The following is a 15,519-nucleotide window of genomic DNA, read 5'->3' as shown; positions in this document are numbered from 1 at the left end:
TTGCCGCAAAATTAATGACAATTAATTAATAATTACAAAATTATCTATTATTACTTTTAATTAATGAAAATAAATAACTTTTTAGAACTGAAAGACTTTCAAAAAATAATTGTTGAGAATCAAAAAATAGAACTGGATGAAACACTTCTTGCCAGAGTAGATGCAAGTTTTCAGTTTTTAAAGGAATTTTCGAAAAATAAAGTTATATATGGTGTGAACACAGGGTTCGGACCAATGGCTCAGTTCAAAATCAGTGATGAGGATACACATCAGCTTCAATATAATTTAATCAGAAGCCATTCTTCAGGTATTGGAAATCCTTTACCTCCGGCAGAAGTGAAGGCATGTATGCTGGCAAGATTGAATACCTTATCTCTTGGAAATTCAGGAGTCCACAACTCTGTTGTGAATTTACTTAAAGAATTAATAAACAGAGATATTACACCGTTGATTTTTGAACACGGGGGTGTTGGAGCAAGCGGGGATCTGGTTCAGCTGGCACACTTAGCATTAGTTTTAATCGGTGAAGGTGAAGTTTTCTATAAAGGTGAAAGAAAATCTACGAAAGAAGTTTTTGATATTGAAGGTTTAGAGCCAATCCATGTAGAAATCCGTGAAGGTCTTGCCTTAATGAACGGGACTTCCGTTATGTCAGGGATTGGTGCTGTTAATGCGTACAAAGCCAATCAATTAACGGATATTTCAATTAAGCTTTCTTGTGCTATCAATGAAATTGTTCAGGCTTATGATGATCATTTATCTGAAGCTTTAAACGGAACAAAAAAACATTACGGTCAGCAAAAAATTGCAGAAAGAATGCGTGCTCATTTGTCTGACAGTAAATTAATTAGAAAAAGGGAAGACCATCTTTATACGCATTTTGAAGAACAGGAAAAGGTATTTAAAGAAAAAGTTCAGGAATATTATTCTTTGAGATGTGTTCCGCAGATTTTAGGACCCGTTTTAGATACGTTGGAATATACAGAGCAAGTTCTTGAAAATGAAATCAATTCAGCAAATGATAACCCAATCATAAATGTTGAAGACCAGCATGTTTACCACGGCGGAAACTTCCACGGAGACTATATTTCCCTGGAGATGGACAAGTTGAAAATTGTGGTTACAAAATTGACAATGTTGGCAGAAAGACAATTAAACTATCTTTTAAATGCCAAAATCAACGAAATTTTGCCTCCTTTTGTCAATTTAGGTAAATTGGGTTTCAATTTCGGGATGCAGGGTGTTCAGTTTACAGCAACTTCTACAACGGCAGAAAGCCAAATGCTGTCAAACCCAATGTATGTTCACAGTATTCCTAATAATAATGATAATCAGGATATTGTAAGTATGGGAACAAATTCGGCTGTAATTTGCAGAAAAGTGATTGAAAATGCTTTCGAGGTATTGGCAATTGAAGCGATTACAATTGTCCAGGCAATTGAATATCTCGATTTTAAAGATAAAGTTTCATCTTCTACAAAAGAGTTGTACGATGAAATAAGAAATATAATTCCAGCGTTCTCCAATGATATGGTGATGTATCCATATTTGGAGGAGGTAAAGAAATATTTAAAAACAATGTAATTTTTAACTGAAATTAATTGTCATAAAATAAGGAGAAAAATTATACTATAAAAACTAAAACTAATATAAGCAACACATGAAATGTGCAATCATCACAGGAGGCTCAAGGGGAATTGGAAGAGCGATCTGTATAAAACTGGCAGAAGAAAAAAATTACCATATACTTATTAACTACACTTCAAATGAAACTGCAGCAAAGGAAACATTAGCTAAAGTTGAAGAATTGGGTTCTACAGGAGAAATTCTTAAATTCGATGTTGGTAATGCTGAAGAGACTCAAAAAGTTTTAACAGAATGGCAGGAAAGCAATCTGGAAGCTGTTGTTGAAGTAATTGTAAATAATGCCGGAATCACAAGAGACGGATTGTTTATGTGGATGCCAAGTGAAGATTGGAATGCTGTGATTAACATAAGTTTAAATGGTTTTTTCAACGTGACGAATTTCTTTATTCAAAAATTGCTGCGTAATAAATATGGCAGAATTATCAACATGGTTTCTGTTTCCGGAGTAAAAGGAACAGCCGGTCAGACCAATTATTCTGCCGCAAAAGGAGCTTTGGTAGGAGCTACAAAAGCTCTTGCACAGGAAGTTGCGAAAAGAAATATCACTGTAAATGCAGTTGCACCGGGCTTCATCAGAACAGATATGACGCAGGAATTCAATGAAGATGAATTGAAGGCGATGATTCCTGCCAACAGATTTGGAGAGGCAGAGGAAGTGGCAGATTTAGTTGCGTTTTTAGCATCTAGAAAATCTTCTTACATTACGGGTGAAGTGATTAATATTAATGGTGGAATTTATTCGTAAAATAATGTAACAATATACCCATGTATCAATCTTTTCAAATTGTATTAAATTGTTACATGGTTAAACTGATACATTGTTAAATTTAATAACATGGAAAATAGGGTTGTAATTACCGGAATGGGAATTTATTCCTGTATCGGGACTTCTTTGGAAGAGGTGAAGGAATCTCTGTATCAAGGAAAATCCGGTATTGTTTTAGTGGACGAAAGAAAAGAATTTGGTTTCAGATCAGGACTTACAGGTGTTGTTCCGAAACCGGATTTAAAAAATCTTCTGAACCGCAGACAGCGTGTAAGTATGGGTGAAGAAAGTGAATATGCTTATATTGCGACGCTTGATGCTTTGAAACAGGCAAATATTGATCAGGATTTTTTAGATCATAACGAAGTCGGCATTTTATACGGAAATGATAGTGTTTCTCAAGCTGTTGTAGAATCAATCGATATTGCAAGGGAAAAAAAAGACACAACTTTAATGGGTTCAGGGGCGATTTTCAAATCGATGAACTCTACTGTTACGATGAATCTTTCCACAATTTTTAAATTGAGAGGAATCAACTTGACTATCAGTGCAGCCTGTGCGAGCGGTTCTCATTCTTTGGGACTGGCTTATATGATGATCAGGAACGGTTTTCAGGATATGATTGTTTGCGGTGGTGCCCAGGAAACCAACAAATATTCGATGGCAAGTTTTGATGGTTTGGGTGTTTTTTCTGTAAGAGAAGATGAGCCTACAAAAGCATCAAGACCTTTTGATTCAGCGAGAGACGGCTTGATTCCTAGTGGAGGAGCGGCATCTTTAATTGTCGAAAGTCTAGCATCTGCAAAAAAAAGAGGCGCTACAATTTTGGCAGAAATCGTTGGCTACGGTTTTTCATCAAACGGAGGGCATATTTCAACTCCTAATGTTGACGGCCCGGCTTTAGCGATGAACAGAGCTTTGCAACAGTCTGGTTTACAAGTAAAAGATATTGATTATATTAATGCTCATGCGACTTCCACACCTATTGGAGATGCGAATGAAGCGAAAGCAATTTATGAGATCTTCGGAAGCGGGGTTCCGGTAAGTTCTACAAAATCCATGACCGGTCACGAATGTTGGATGGCAGGTGCAAGTGAAGTTATCTACTCTATTTTGATGATGCAAAACGATTTCATTGCTCCGAATATCAATCTGGAAAATCCTGATGATGAGGCGAAAAAGATAAATTTAATAGCTGAAACAAAAAGTCAAAAAATTGACGTATTTTTGTCAAATTCTTTTGGATTTGGGGGAACAAATTCTGCATTAATTGTTAAAAAATTTGATTAAAAACATGGAAAGGGAAAAAATTGTTGCGATCGTCAACGACTTTTTAGTGAATGAATTCGAGGTAGACGGTGATGAAATCAGCAATGAAGCAAACTTAAAAACAACTTTAGGCTTAGACAGCTTAGATTATATTGATATGGTTGTGGTGATTGAATCTAATTTTGGGGTGAAATTGGGCGAAGCAGACTTTAAAAAAATGATCACTTTTGATGATTTCTATTCAACTATTGAAAACAAAATCGCTGAAAAAAACGCTTAATTATCGATTAAACTTTACTCTAAAAATATAACAATATAGCAATCCGGCAGTTTACCAATGTTTAAAAATTGTTACATTGTTAGAATGACAGATTGTTAATTTAAAATTATGAACAAGTGGAAAGGTAAGTCTAAGGGGACAATATTAGGATATAAAATATTCGTCTGGTGCATTAGAAATATCGGAATCCGAAGTTCTTATTTTGTACTTTATTTTGTTGCGGTGTATTACTTTTTATTCGAGAAAAAGAGTAATCAGTACATTTCATATTATTTCAAAAAACGACTAAATTATAATTTCTGGAAAGCGAAAATTTCTGTATTTAAAAGTTATTCCACTTTTGGAAAAATCTTAATTGATAAAACAGCCATTTCTGCCGGTTTAAGAGAAAAATTCACTTACGAGTTTGATGGAGTTGAAAACCTTAAAAATCTTTTAGCTGAAAAAAAGGGAGGGGTATTAATAAGCGCTCATATTGGAAATTTTGAAATTGCAGAACACTTTTTTGCTGATATAGATTTTGATTGTCAGATTAATCTGGTGACAACAGATCAGGAAGTTACAGTCATAAAAGAATATCTTGAAAGTGTTTCCGTAAGAAAAAGTAATATCAAATTCATCTATGTAAAAGACGATATGTCGCATATTTTTGACATCAATGAGGCATTGTCAAAAAATGAACTGATTTGCTTTACAGGTGACCGTTATTTTGAAGGGTCGAAATTCCTGGAAGCTGATTTATTGGGAAAAAGCGCAAAGTTTCCGGCAGGGCCTTTCTTGATTGCTTCCCGATTGGGCGTTCCGGTAGTTTACGTATATGTCATGAAAGAAATAAATCTTCATTATCATTTATATGCAAGAGTTGCTCAGCAGGTAAAAAAACGTGATGCACAGGGGCTTTTAAACTCATATACCCAAAATCTCGAATCCATGATTAAAAAATACCCTCTTCAATGGTTCAATTACTTTGATTTTTGGGATGATATTGATTAATTTTTCTATTTTTACCTTAGAAAACTAACTAAGGAACTCAAAATCATTAAGGTAATTCAACAAAGGGAAGTTTCGCTTTGCCCAATGACTTTATTATAGTCTAAAACACAAAGCAGATACAGGTTTTGCGGCCTTTGTGTTGAATTACGTCTTAATTAAAAAATTCTCCTTTGAAGAAAGAATACGACATACTTGTAATCGGTAGCGGATTGGGAGGTCTTGTTTCGGCTCTAATTTTGGCGAAAGAAGGCTTAAAAGTCTGTGTCCTGGAGAAAAATAATCAATATGGAGGAAACTTACAGACTTTTTCCCGTGATAAACTTATTTTTGATACTGGAGTTCATTATCTTGGCGGGCTGTCAGAAGGGCAAAACCTGCACCAGTACTTTTCTTATCTGGAAATAATGGATGAACTAGAAATCCGGCAGATGGATAAAGATGGTTACGATAAAATCACCTTCGGAGATGATGAAATCGAATATCCTCACGCTCAAGGATATGAAAATTTTGTTGAACAATTGTCTCACTATTTTCCCGAAGAGAGAGAGAACTTAGAAGATTATTGTGAAGAAATTCAGAGAGTTTGCAGCCAGTTTCCGCGATATAATGTCATCGGAAAAGATAATTATAATGAAGAAATTCTCCATTTAAATACAAAAAGATTTATAGAATCGATTACTGTAAATAAAAAATTACAATCTGTTTTATTAGGGTCAAATTTTTTATATGCAGGAGATTCTGAAAGTGTTCCTTTTTATGTTCATGCTCTGACGGTGAATTCTTATATTCAAAGTGCCTACAAATGTATAAAAGGCGGAAGCCAGATTTCAAAATTATTGATTCGGAAGCTTCGTCAGTATGGGGCAGAAGTACATAAACATTCTGAGGTTTCAGAGTTTATTTTTAATGAAAACAATTCTTTAGCGGGTGTAAAAACGAATACGGGGAGAGAATATTCAGCAAAACGGTTTATTTCCAATATAGAAATTCGTTCAACGATTAAATTAATTGGAGAAGATCGATTAAAGAAATCTTTTGTAAACAGAGTTTTAAGCTGGGAACCTGTTTCCTCATGTTTCAGTGTTTATTTGGTTCTAAAACCTCATGCTATTCCAAATTTTAATTATAATATTTATCATTATTTATCAGAAGAATCAGTTTGGAGGGCATATGAATATAGGAAAGAAACCTGGCCGGAAACCTATATGCTTTCATCAACACAATCAAAACATGAGCCTGAATATGCAGAAAGCTTAACTGCAATTTCGTATATGGACTTTGATGAAGTGAAAGAATGGGAGAAAACGGTCAATATTGTTACGGATGAACATGAGAGAGGAAAGCAATATGAAAAGTTTAAGCTGGAGAAAGCGGGAAAAATGGTTGAAGCTTTGGAAAAGAAAATTCCGAACTTAAGACAGGCAATCAAGAAAATTTACACATCTTCTCCGCTGTCTTACCGGGATTATATCGGGAGTTTTGAAGGTAATATGTACGGATATATAAAAAGTTCAGAAAACCCGTTAAAAACGATGGTTTCTCCGCGAACAAAAATTGATAATCTCTTTCTGACCGGCCAATCTGTAAATATGCACGGGATTTTAGGCTGTACAATCGGGGCTTTCAATACTTGTGCGGAAATTTTAGGGAAAGAAGTTATCGATGAAAGATTAACACAATTGATTAATAAAAACAAAGGTGAAGAAAAATAGCGTGTTAGATACTGTCATTCAGGACAGAACAAATTGGAATGAAAAATCTGAATTAGCACGTACAGATTTCTTCTTTCGCCAAAAAGATATAAAAAGATTATTATTTTTCATTGTTTTAGTTCTCAATCTTACGTCTTGTGGAATAAGAAAATCAATAAAGCACATTCCCGATGTAAAACAATATTCATTAGAAGTTCCAAAAGTCAATAAAATCAATGACTCAACTTTTAGTTTTAAACAAAATTATTTATCCAAAAATAAGCAGCAACTTTGGGAGCTTTATATTAAAGGGAATCCTTTACAGTTAGGCTACAATAATGGGGCTCTAACGCAAAACTTAATGCAAAAACAAGAAGAAATTTTCTTTTCAAAAGTGGAAGGTCTCGTTCCTTCAAAGTTTAAGCAAAATTTATTGCGGGGTTTTCTAAAATGGTATAACCGAAAAATGTATCTGAATGTGCGTGAAGATTATCAGGCAGAATTATACGGATTAGCTCAATATTCATCAGATAAATATGATTTTATAGCACCCAAATATTTACGAAGTTTGTATTTGCATGGGGCTCATGATATCGGCCATGCAATGCAGGATTTAATGATGGTTGGTTGTACTTCTCTTGCAGTCTGGAATGAAAATACGGAAGATGGAGATCTATTGATCGGACGGAATTTTGACTTTTATGTAGGAGATGATTTTGCTAAAAACAAATTAATAGAATTTGTAGAACCGGAAGACGGAATTCCTTATCTGTCTGTAAGTTGGCCAGGAATGATTGGAGTAGTTTCAGGGATGAATAAGGAAGGTCTTACAGTAACAATCAATGCCGGAAAATCTAAAATCCCCTTGACGGCTAAGACTCCGATTTCTCTGGTAACACGGGAAATTTTACAGTATGCTAAAAATATAGATGAAGCGATTGCAATTGCCAAAAAGAGGAAAGTATTCGTTTCAGAATCTATTCTGGTAGGAAGCGCAAATGACAAAAATGCCATGATTATTGAGGTTTCTCCGGACAATTTTGGCGTGTACAAAGTTGAAAATACGAGTCGTATTTTTTGTACCAATCATTTTCAATCTGATGCTTATAAAGACGATAAAAGAAATCAAAAGCATATTTTAGAAAGCCATTCTGAATATCGTTATGAAAAGCTTCAGGAGCTTTTGCAGGAAAACAAAAAGCTGAATCCTGAGAAAATGGCTTCCATTTTAAGAGATCAATCCGGTTTGAAAGGTGAGAAGATTGGCTTTGGAAACGAAAAAGCTATTAATCAGCTTTTAGCACATCATGCGGTAATTTTTTCACCTCAGAAAAAACTGGTCTGGGTTTCTTCAAATCCTTATCAGATGGGGGAGTTTGTTTGTTATGATTTAAATGAAATTTTTTCTGATAAAAGGCTCAAAAGCGGGCAGTTTGCAAAGTCAGATTTAAATATAGCGAAAGATCCTTTTGTTGATTCTCAGGATTTTAAAAATTACGGACAATACAAAATATTAAGTTCGCAAATTGAAGATTCAGTTAACGACAGGACAAAAATATTTTCAGAAGATTTTATTAATTATTACCATTCTTTAAATCCTGATTTTTGGCTGGTTTATTATCAAACCGGGAAATATTATTTTAACAGAAGGGAATATTACAAAGCAAAAACTGAATTTGAAAAAGCTTTAACTAAAGAAATTACAACTGTCTCGGATAAAAAAAATATTGAAAAATATTTAAAAAAGACTCTCAAAAAGATTTAGTAATCAATTAGCATATACGAGATACGCTTTGTAGGATATCAAAATCATACAAATAATAAAAGTTATCATTAAATATTTTCTGCGTCTTTTGGTATACTCTTTATCAATAGCGTAAAATAAAATCCAAAGTACAATACATATTAAGGCTATAAAATCCATTTTAATTTAAAGTGAGATTAATTATTTTCAGGGTTGAGCTTATTGAGAAAAAGGAATGCGGAAACTCCTGAAAGTACAGACATTGTACTTGCCAGAATAGCACTTCCGATTACGTATTGAAGAAAATTGTTTTTTACCAGGTCAAAATTCAGATCCTGACTTAAAATATTACTGTCTCCGGCTACAAAAGGTGTTCCCAGAAATAGTGAAGCAGCAATAATGAACGGAATAAAAGGAGGTAAACTCACATTAGACGCTACAAAAGCCAACACTTTATTAAGTTTAAATAAAACAGCCAGAGAAATCACAAGTAAAGTATGAAACCCCCAAAATGGAGAGAACCCGATGAAAACACCAAGAGCAATGGAAAATGCTTTTGTACGATTGGTTCCGTCACTTTCCAGAACGTCTTCTTTTAAGAACTTTTTAAAGCTTTTTTTTTTGAAATTATTCAGAAAGTTTCTCGGAATAATATAGAATAGGGTAATTGTTACTAAAATTGTATTAAGAATACTAATCCTCGTAAAATCTTTGAAAGGTCTGAAATGCGAAACTCTTTCCAGGGGATCATATAAAACTTTTATAGGGACATTCTTTACGGGAATATGTCTCCATGCTGTTCTTACAATGATTTCAATCTCAAACTCGAATTTTGGGGTAAAATATTTTTTAGGAATTTTGTGTAAAGGATACAATCTGTAACCGGATTGCGTGTCCTCAAGTTTGATTCCTGTTTCAAACCAAAACCAGAAATTAGAAAAGTGGTTTCCAAAACTACTTTTTTTCGGAATCCCGTCTTGTGACATATTTCTGTTCCCGATTAATAAAACGTCCTCCTTTCCGTTCAGTAAAGCTTCCACAAAAACAGGTATGTCATCGGGATAGTGCTGTCCGTCAGAATCAATTGTTATAGCATAGTTATAACCCAGTTCTTTTGCCTTTCTGAAACCTGTTTTCAATCCATTTCCTTTTCCTTTATTCTCAGGCAAATTAATTACTGTGATTTGAGAATAATTAATTAAGATTTTCAGAGTTGAATCGGTTGAGCCATCATTAATAACGATAATATTTTCAGTATAATCTAAAACACCGTCAATCACTCTTTTCAGAGTTTTCTCGTTGTTGTAAGTAGGTATTAAAACGCAGATTTTCTTTTCGGAAATTGCATTTTGTACTTCGGAAAGGATCATTGTTTTATTTTAATGTTGCTCGTTCTTCTGCCGTAATAGTTTTAGACTGAGCTGCAAATCGTTTAATGTAATTTTTTAACGTGGCATTTTGCCTGGCATAATTATTCAGGATAAAAACTTTATCATCTTTAAGGTTTCCTCTGTATCCTACAATTTTAGGAATATTTTCCTGAACGCTCAATCTTATTAATCTTAGCTCTATATTCGAAGGATGAGATTGAATAATACTCTCCAGACTTGTTGCTCCGGATTTTACAAGTGCTTTTCTGTTCGCTTTTGAAATCTTTGCTTCCATGATCTGGGCTGCAGCTTTGTAACCTTGTGTCACAGCATCGGAACCAGATGTTTTTTCTGCTATATTAATGAAAGATTCTGTGTTTGCATTAGAAGCATTGGCCTTTTCATAACTATCTCTTAATGCTTCAAGACCAGACTGAAAAAAAATAGTAAAAGCAGCTAAGAATGATAAGATAAGTTTCATGATGTCAACTTTTTATAGTTTACTGACATTTTTAATGCAATTGTCTCGCCAAAAGAAGTTATATTCTTTACTTTTACATCTTCTTCACTTTCTGTAATATCCAACTGAAGTTTCAAATCAGGTGTTTCAAAAGGATTGATAATCGCCATGAATTTCACATTGGAAGCGGTTTTTAAGAATAATTTTTTACCTGTAAATTCTTCAGTAAGTTCTTTTACAATCTGCATCATACAAACTCCGGGAGTCACAGGATTTCCGGGAAAATGTCCCTTAAAAATATCATGATCTCTGTTTAAACTGATAGCCGCAATAAAATTTCCGTTTTCAGCTTTTTCGTATGATTTTAAAGTATAAAAGTCTGTAAGAATAGTCTGCATAAATTATTTTTTCATGTTAAATGTATAATAAACCCCCGCTTGGAAAGTAACATTTGAGTGATTGTCGTTGAAGTAATACACAGGGATAAAACCTTTTTTTACTCTTGCCTCAACACCGAAGTTTTTTGTGATATCGTATCCTAAACCCGCAGTTAAACCTAAATCAACTTCATTTTCGGTATCGAAATTTTTATGTTCTACCAAGAAATCTAATGTTGGGCCAAAATGAATATTGAATTTGTTGAAATAAAATTTATTAACTAATTGAATTCCAAGATAAGTTGCCGTAAGAGTCTGTCCGTTCCAGTTATTCACATTGGTATCCAGTTTTGTTCCCTGCCTTGAATAATTAATTTCCGGCTGTAAAGCATAAAATTTTGCAAAACGAATATTTCCAAATAGCCCGATATAAAAATCAGTTTTGGTTTTAAAATCCATGTTGACATTAGCTTCCGGGTAATACAAATCATCCGCCCAATAATAGGTATAATTTTCGTTATTTGTAAAATGTGAGAAATTGGCACCTGCCCGGATTCCCGGATTAAAAGTTACCTGTGCAAAAGATAAGCCTGAAATCAGCAGTATGAATAATAATGATAGTTTTTTCATGGTTAATTTATTCAGTTTCGGTTATTTGAAATAGTTTTATGTTAATGTTGAAATCTTTGTGTTGAAGATTTAAACTATCCGCGAAGATATGTTTTTTCGCATCAAAAGTAAAATCGATTTTTTCCTTATTGTTTTTCGTATAAATAATTTGATGTAATAAACCATTTTCTTTGTTAAAGAATAAATAATAAGCTTTTTTATCGATTTTTGAAAAATAAATTTTAGAATTTCCGTTTTCAAAACTTTTTGTTACAGGATATTCTCTTTTTAAAAGCCTCTGAAAATCATTCTTTAGAAAATTGATGACAATTTTTTTATCTAAATCCGGAAAAACATAATTGACTTTAAAATTATTCTCTGAAATTTCAAAATCAATTAATTTATTCCCAAAATCAGAAGTCATCGCAACGCGGTGTGTCGTTTCGTTGAGTTTCTTAATAATTAAAATTCCGCTTACATGATTTTTATAAATATCCATCTGACATTTATAAACATAATCTTCATTTGACGAGAAATATAGGTTTCTAACCGTTTTTTCAGAAGCCGGAATTGATGTTACGTCTGTTAATTTATATGTTTTGCACGAAACAAGCAGCAGGAAAATCAGGCTATAAAGAAAACTCTGAAGCAGAAATCGGCGCATTGATCTTTGTATTTTTGAAAACAATATTCGTTGTATCTCCGGAAGCCTCTGTCATATTGACCTGGGAAACGGTTGATTCGTTTTTCGGGAACTGCAATTCGATTTGTTTGATGTATTTCAATAATTGAGCAGATTTCGGAGTGAATTTTGCGATATTGAAATTCGCGTTTTTTAAATAACTCACCGTAAATTCCGGGTCACTGAACATCTGTCCGTTGGAACTTCCGACAATCAGTTTATTGATTTTCTCAAAGGTTTTGCTCTTTGCATCTACAGAGGATTTTTTCCCCTGGTCGTTGATAAAGATTTTATTATCCTTGAAAATAATACTGTACTGATAAGGTTTTGTATATTTCCAGCTCAGCATATTGGGAGATTTCAAAGACATTTTTCCGTAAGTCACGATATTCTTATCCAAAAAATCCATCTTTTTGGTTTGAGTAAAATCAGCCTGTAAGGTTTTTATTTCTTTTGTTTCAGATGAAACTTTAGCCACGAATGCCTTTGCTTCCGTTCCTGACATTGCTGTATTTTGTGCAAAAAAGAAGCTTGAAACTAATAAAAACGCTCCGAGCGCCATATTTTTAATCATTTTTTTGATTTTTAATAATGGTATCAACTGTAAAAGCTGAGTATTTTTTATCTTTCAAAAATAACAATAAATCTACCAAAACATTGTACGTTTTCTCCGAAGTATCGTGAAGAAGAATAATGCTTCCTTTTTTTAACCCTTTTGTCACTTTTCGGTATATTTTTTTCTCATCGTCTGTAATGGTATCTAAGGAACGGACATTCCAGCCGATGCTTTTTTTACGGGTTTTTTTTATCGCTTTTGCAATATTAGGATTGGTGACACCAAAAGGAGGGCGATATAAATTGGTTTTGATATTTCCAACTTTTGCCATTACTTCATCACATTTTTCAATTTCATCAACCATTTTTGAGGATGATAAAAATCCGGTGGCATTAGAATGTGAAAAGGTATGATTTCCAACCGTGTGGCCTTCTGCAATAATTCGCTGAAAAGTTTCAGGATATTTCTCAATCTGTTTTCCGATGCAGAAAAACGTTGCTTTCACATTATTTTCTTTTAATAAATCTAAAAATTTTGGAGTAAACTCAGTGGGACCATCATCAAAAGTCAAGGCCACTTCTTTGATTTTCGTTCTTTTATGAGTAATGCTGTTGACAAAATATCCTAACGTAATATCAAAAGAACCCCAAACAACAACCGCAGAAAAAGTAAAAAAACAAAACAGATACACCCAAAAAGTTCCATGAAACGCATAAATAAAAACGTTACAGAAAAGATAAAACAGTATAAATGGGTAGTGCTTCATTTCTTATTTTAGAATGTATTATTTCACATCAAAGTCTATATGGTTTTATCTATATTCTTTCCAGTAAAACCAAACTATGGTCATGTCCTCCAAGATGATTATACAAAAGAATACTCTTAATCTCTTCTTTTTTCACGATATTAATCATCATCACTTCCGGAATCTCTTGATTTTTAAGGATGTGGCAAGCTAAAAATGTTGAAAAACCACTTGCGGTATTGAACTCTCCACTCAAATGTTTATAATACAAAAAAGCAGAATTTGAAAAATAATCCATTGCATTGGCATAATAAACATCAGATTTCGCATCTCCGCTGAAGCCCAACATAACAGCATCAATGTCACGGGTAGTTAAGTTATTTTTGGTTAAAAAATCTTCAATAAATTGTTGTGTTTCGCTTAATTCTAAATTGTTAATAATTTGGATATCTTTTAATTGAGCATAAGAACTTTCTGTTTTGTCTTTTCCTAAAACAAAAAAGCTCGCACCTTCACCCCAAATTACACCATCAGTTTTCGATTTTAAATAATCAACAGGAAAATTTTCTTCTTTTTTAATGGTATTGTTTAATTTGTACAATTCCATTGTTCTGTCGGTCTGCTCATCTGTTGAACCAACTAAAACGTTTTCCGCCTCACCATCATTAATCTGAAGTTTGGCATCCAAAAAAGAAAATTCCAGAGAAGAAGAAGTGTTTACATACGTAAAATTGTAAGCGTGGCACTGTAATCCGAGAGCGATTTGCCCTGCGACTGTATTATGAGTGGATTGGATGAAATAAGTCGGAGTCAGAAACTCTTCATTATTATCAATCACATTCTTTAAAAATTTTTCAGAATCCTGCGAACAGCCCATTCCTGTTCCAACGATAATGGCATCGGGATTTTCAATTCCTGCTTCTTTCAAAGCATATTTTGAGGCTACTGAGCTCATTTTTACCGTTTTAGACATCCTCCTAATCATTGCAGGAGGTATGAATTCTTTGTAATTAGGTTCAATAGCTTTTAAAACCTGAGCTGAATTTTCAGGCATTAAATTTTGGAAAAAATTTTCATTTAAAGTGTCCTGAACTGAGATGCAGGCTGCACTGTTGATGTAAACTGCACTCATGATTTTGAGAAGATTAAGGTTGAACAGTTTCCTCCAAAACCAAACGAATTGGAAAGAACGTGGTTGATGTTTTTCTCTTTGAGTTCAGTCACGGGTGTCAAATCAAATTCTCCCATCTTTGTTTTAAAATTCAGATTCGGGAAAATGACATTATTGTTAATTGCCAACAAGGAATAAACTGCTTCAATTCCCGCAGCCGCAGCGAGAGTATGACCTGTAAACGCTTTTGTAGAACTGAATTCCGGGACATTATTTTCCCCAAAAATTCTAAGCATTGCAATTCCCTCAGATAAATCGTTATTTGGGGTTGCTGTCCCGTGAACGTTGATGTAATCAATACTTTCTTTGTTTAAGCCAAAGACTTTCAACGCTTTTTCCATGGCCAGAAACGCTCCTTGCCCGTTTTCTGAAGAGGCGGTTTGATGGTGTGCATCATTGGCATTCCCATAACCTGAAAGATAGCCCAATACTTTTTTGTTTTCTTTTTTCACGATTTCATCAGATTCTAAAACTAAAAAAGCAGCAGCTTCACCAAGGTTCAGACCCTTTCTGTCGTTATCGAAAGGCGTGTTGTAAGAATCCGTAAGAATCATCAAGGTATTGAACCCATTCAATGTAAATTTTGAAAGAGAATCTGTTCCGCCAACAATTACCCGGTCAAGAACTCCGTTTTTAATGAGTTTTGCACCCATCATAATGGCATTGGCAGCAGACGAGCAAGCTGTACTTATGGTAGAAACCATGCCTTTTAAGCCAAGATAATCCGCAATCAGCAATGATGAATTTCCCGCATCGTGAGAGTCAATATATTTTTGCTTTTCAGGAAGGTCTTCATACGTGTAGAAATATTTTTCGGTGATGTCCATTCCGCCAACGCTGGTTGAGGAAATCAGCCCTGTTTTATACTCATTAATATTCAAAATTCCGGCACTTTCTACCGCTTCTTTTGCGGCAACCATACCTAATAAAGAGGTTCTCGTGGCATTATTGTCTTCCTTCAGCTGAAGCTTTTGCACCAATTCTTCATTAGACAATTTTATCTCGCCAATTTTAATATTTCCGGCATGACGCGTTTCAAACAACCGAATGTCTGAAATCCCATGTTTCCCGGATTTTAACGATATGAAATTTTCCTCCACATTGTTTCCTATGGAGGAAATGATACCCATTCCTGTTATGGCAATTTTTTGACTCATTT

Annotated in this window: 16 protein-coding genes; 7 read left to right on the top strand and 9 right to left on the bottom strand. The window is 34.0% G+C overall.

Features of this window, described 5'->3' with window-relative positions; translation table 11 throughout:
- Nucleotides 1-63: 63 nt before the first annotated feature.
- The 7 genes from hutH (at nt 64) to ACM39_RS15920 (ending at nt 8,411) form a co-directional block, all read left to right on the top strand.
- A complete protein-coding gene (gene hutH, locus ACM39_RS15950) occupies nt 64-1,584 on the top strand; it encodes a histidine ammonia-lyase (RefSeq protein ID WP_048512041.1) in 1,521 nt (506 codons plus the stop codon).
- Between the two features lie 76 nt (nt 1,585-1,660).
- A complete protein-coding gene (gene fabG / locus ACM39_RS15945; protein ID WP_048512040.1) occupies nt 1,661-2,392 on the top strand; it encodes a 3-oxoacyl-ACP reductase FabG in 732 nt (243 codons plus the stop codon).
- A 90-nt stretch (nt 2,393-2,482) separates the two neighbouring features.
- The gene (locus tag ACM39_RS15940; RefSeq protein ID WP_048512039.1) at nt 2,483-3,703 is read left to right on the top strand and encodes a beta-ketoacyl-[acyl-carrier-protein] synthase family protein; all 1,221 of its coding nucleotides are present in this window, start codon (nt 2,483-2,485) and stop codon (nt 3,701-3,703) included.
- Nucleotides 3,704-3,707: 4 nt separating this feature from the next.
- Nucleotides 3,708-3,962: a phosphopantetheine-binding protein gene (locus ACM39_RS15935; RefSeq protein WP_048512117.1), complete on the top strand. Its 255-nt coding sequence runs from the start codon at nt 3,708-3,710 to the stop codon at nt 3,960-3,962.
- Nucleotides 3,963-4,070: 108 nt separating this feature from the next.
- Complete coding sequence (locus ACM39_RS15930; protein WP_048512038.1) at nt 4,071-4,955, top strand: lipid A biosynthesis acyltransferase; 885 nt, start codon at nt 4,071-4,073, stop codon at nt 4,953-4,955.
- 170 nt (nt 4,956-5,125) lie between these two features.
- Nucleotides 5,126-6,667 (top strand): phytoene desaturase family protein, encoded by a 1,542-nt coding sequence (locus ACM39_RS15925; RefSeq protein ID WP_048512037.1) that lies wholly within the window; start codon nt 5,126-5,128, stop codon nt 6,665-6,667.
- 88 nt (nt 6,668-6,755) lie between these two features.
- Nucleotides 6,756-8,411, top strand: a complete 1,656-nt coding sequence (locus ACM39_RS15920) for an acyl-CoA--6-aminopenicillanic acid acyl-transferase (RefSeq protein ID WP_048512116.1) — start codon at nt 6,756-6,758, stop codon at nt 8,409-8,411.
- A 176-nt stretch (nt 8,412-8,587) separates the two neighbouring features.
- On the opposite strand, the gene ACM39_RS15915 is transcribed toward ACM39_RS15920, so the two are convergent.
- From ACM39_RS15915 to ACM39_RS15875, 9 genes are read right to left on the bottom strand one after another with little or no spacing between them, the layout of a single operon-like run.
- Nucleotides 8,588-9,760 carry a DUF2062 domain-containing protein gene (locus ACM39_RS15915; RefSeq protein WP_048512036.1) on the bottom strand — a complete coding sequence of 391 codons (1,173 nt, stop codon included), beginning with the start codon at nt 9,758-9,760 and terminating at the stop codon, nt 8,588-8,590.
- A gap of 4 nt (nt 9,761-9,764) precedes the next feature.
- Nucleotides 9,765-10,241 (bottom strand): hypothetical protein, encoded by a 477-nt coding sequence (locus ACM39_RS15910; protein ID WP_048512035.1) that lies wholly within the window; start codon nt 10,239-10,241, stop codon nt 9,765-9,767.
- On the bottom strand, nt 10,238-10,618 hold the full coding sequence (locus ACM39_RS15905; RefSeq protein WP_082140624.1) for a 3-hydroxyacyl-ACP dehydratase: 381 nt from the start codon (nt 10,616-10,618) through the stop codon (nt 10,238-10,240). Before ACM39_RS15905 ends, ACM39_RS15910 begins: the two co-directional genes overlap by 4 nt.
- 3 nt (nt 10,619-10,621) lie before the next feature.
- Nucleotides 10,622-11,227: a porin family protein gene (locus ACM39_RS15900; protein WP_048512034.1), complete on the bottom strand. Its 606-nt coding sequence runs from the start codon at nt 11,225-11,227 to the stop codon at nt 10,622-10,624.
- 7 nt (nt 11,228-11,234) lie between these two features.
- Nucleotides 11,235-11,870: a hypothetical protein gene (locus ACM39_RS15895; protein ID WP_048512033.1), complete on the bottom strand. Its 636-nt coding sequence runs from the start codon at nt 11,868-11,870 to the stop codon at nt 11,235-11,237.
- Nucleotides 11,836-12,462, bottom strand: a complete 627-nt coding sequence (locus tag ACM39_RS15890) for a LolA family protein (RefSeq protein ID WP_048512114.1) — start codon at nt 12,460-12,462, stop codon at nt 11,836-11,838. The genes ACM39_RS15895 and ACM39_RS15890 overlap by 35 nt, the downstream gene beginning before the upstream one ends.
- Entirely contained in the window at nt 12,455-13,210 is a 756-nt protein-coding gene (locus ACM39_RS15885) for a polysaccharide deacetylase family protein (protein ID WP_053073340.1), read from the bottom strand. The genes ACM39_RS15890 and ACM39_RS15885 overlap by 8 nt, the downstream gene beginning before the upstream one ends.
- A gap of 49 nt (nt 13,211-13,259) precedes the next feature.
- Complete coding sequence (locus ACM39_RS15880) at nt 13,260-14,321, bottom strand: beta-ketoacyl synthase N-terminal-like domain-containing protein (RefSeq protein WP_048512032.1); 1,062 nt, start codon at nt 14,319-14,321, stop codon at nt 13,260-13,262.
- Complete coding sequence (locus ACM39_RS15875) at nt 14,318-15,517, bottom strand: beta-ketoacyl-[acyl-carrier-protein] synthase family protein (protein WP_048512031.1); 1,200 nt, start codon at nt 15,515-15,517, stop codon at nt 14,318-14,320. The genes ACM39_RS15880 and ACM39_RS15875 overlap by 4 nt, the downstream gene beginning before the upstream one ends.
- Nucleotides 15,518-15,519 lie beyond the last annotated feature (2 nt).

Source organism: Chryseobacterium sp. FH2 (assembly GCF_001045455.1).
In the GTDB taxonomy this organism is placed as follows: Bacteria; Bacteroidota; Bacteroidia; order Flavobacteriales; family Weeksellaceae; genus Chryseobacterium.
The sequence above is the reverse complement of the archived record's forward strand: the minus strand, read 5'-3'. Positions and strand labels throughout refer to the sequence as shown.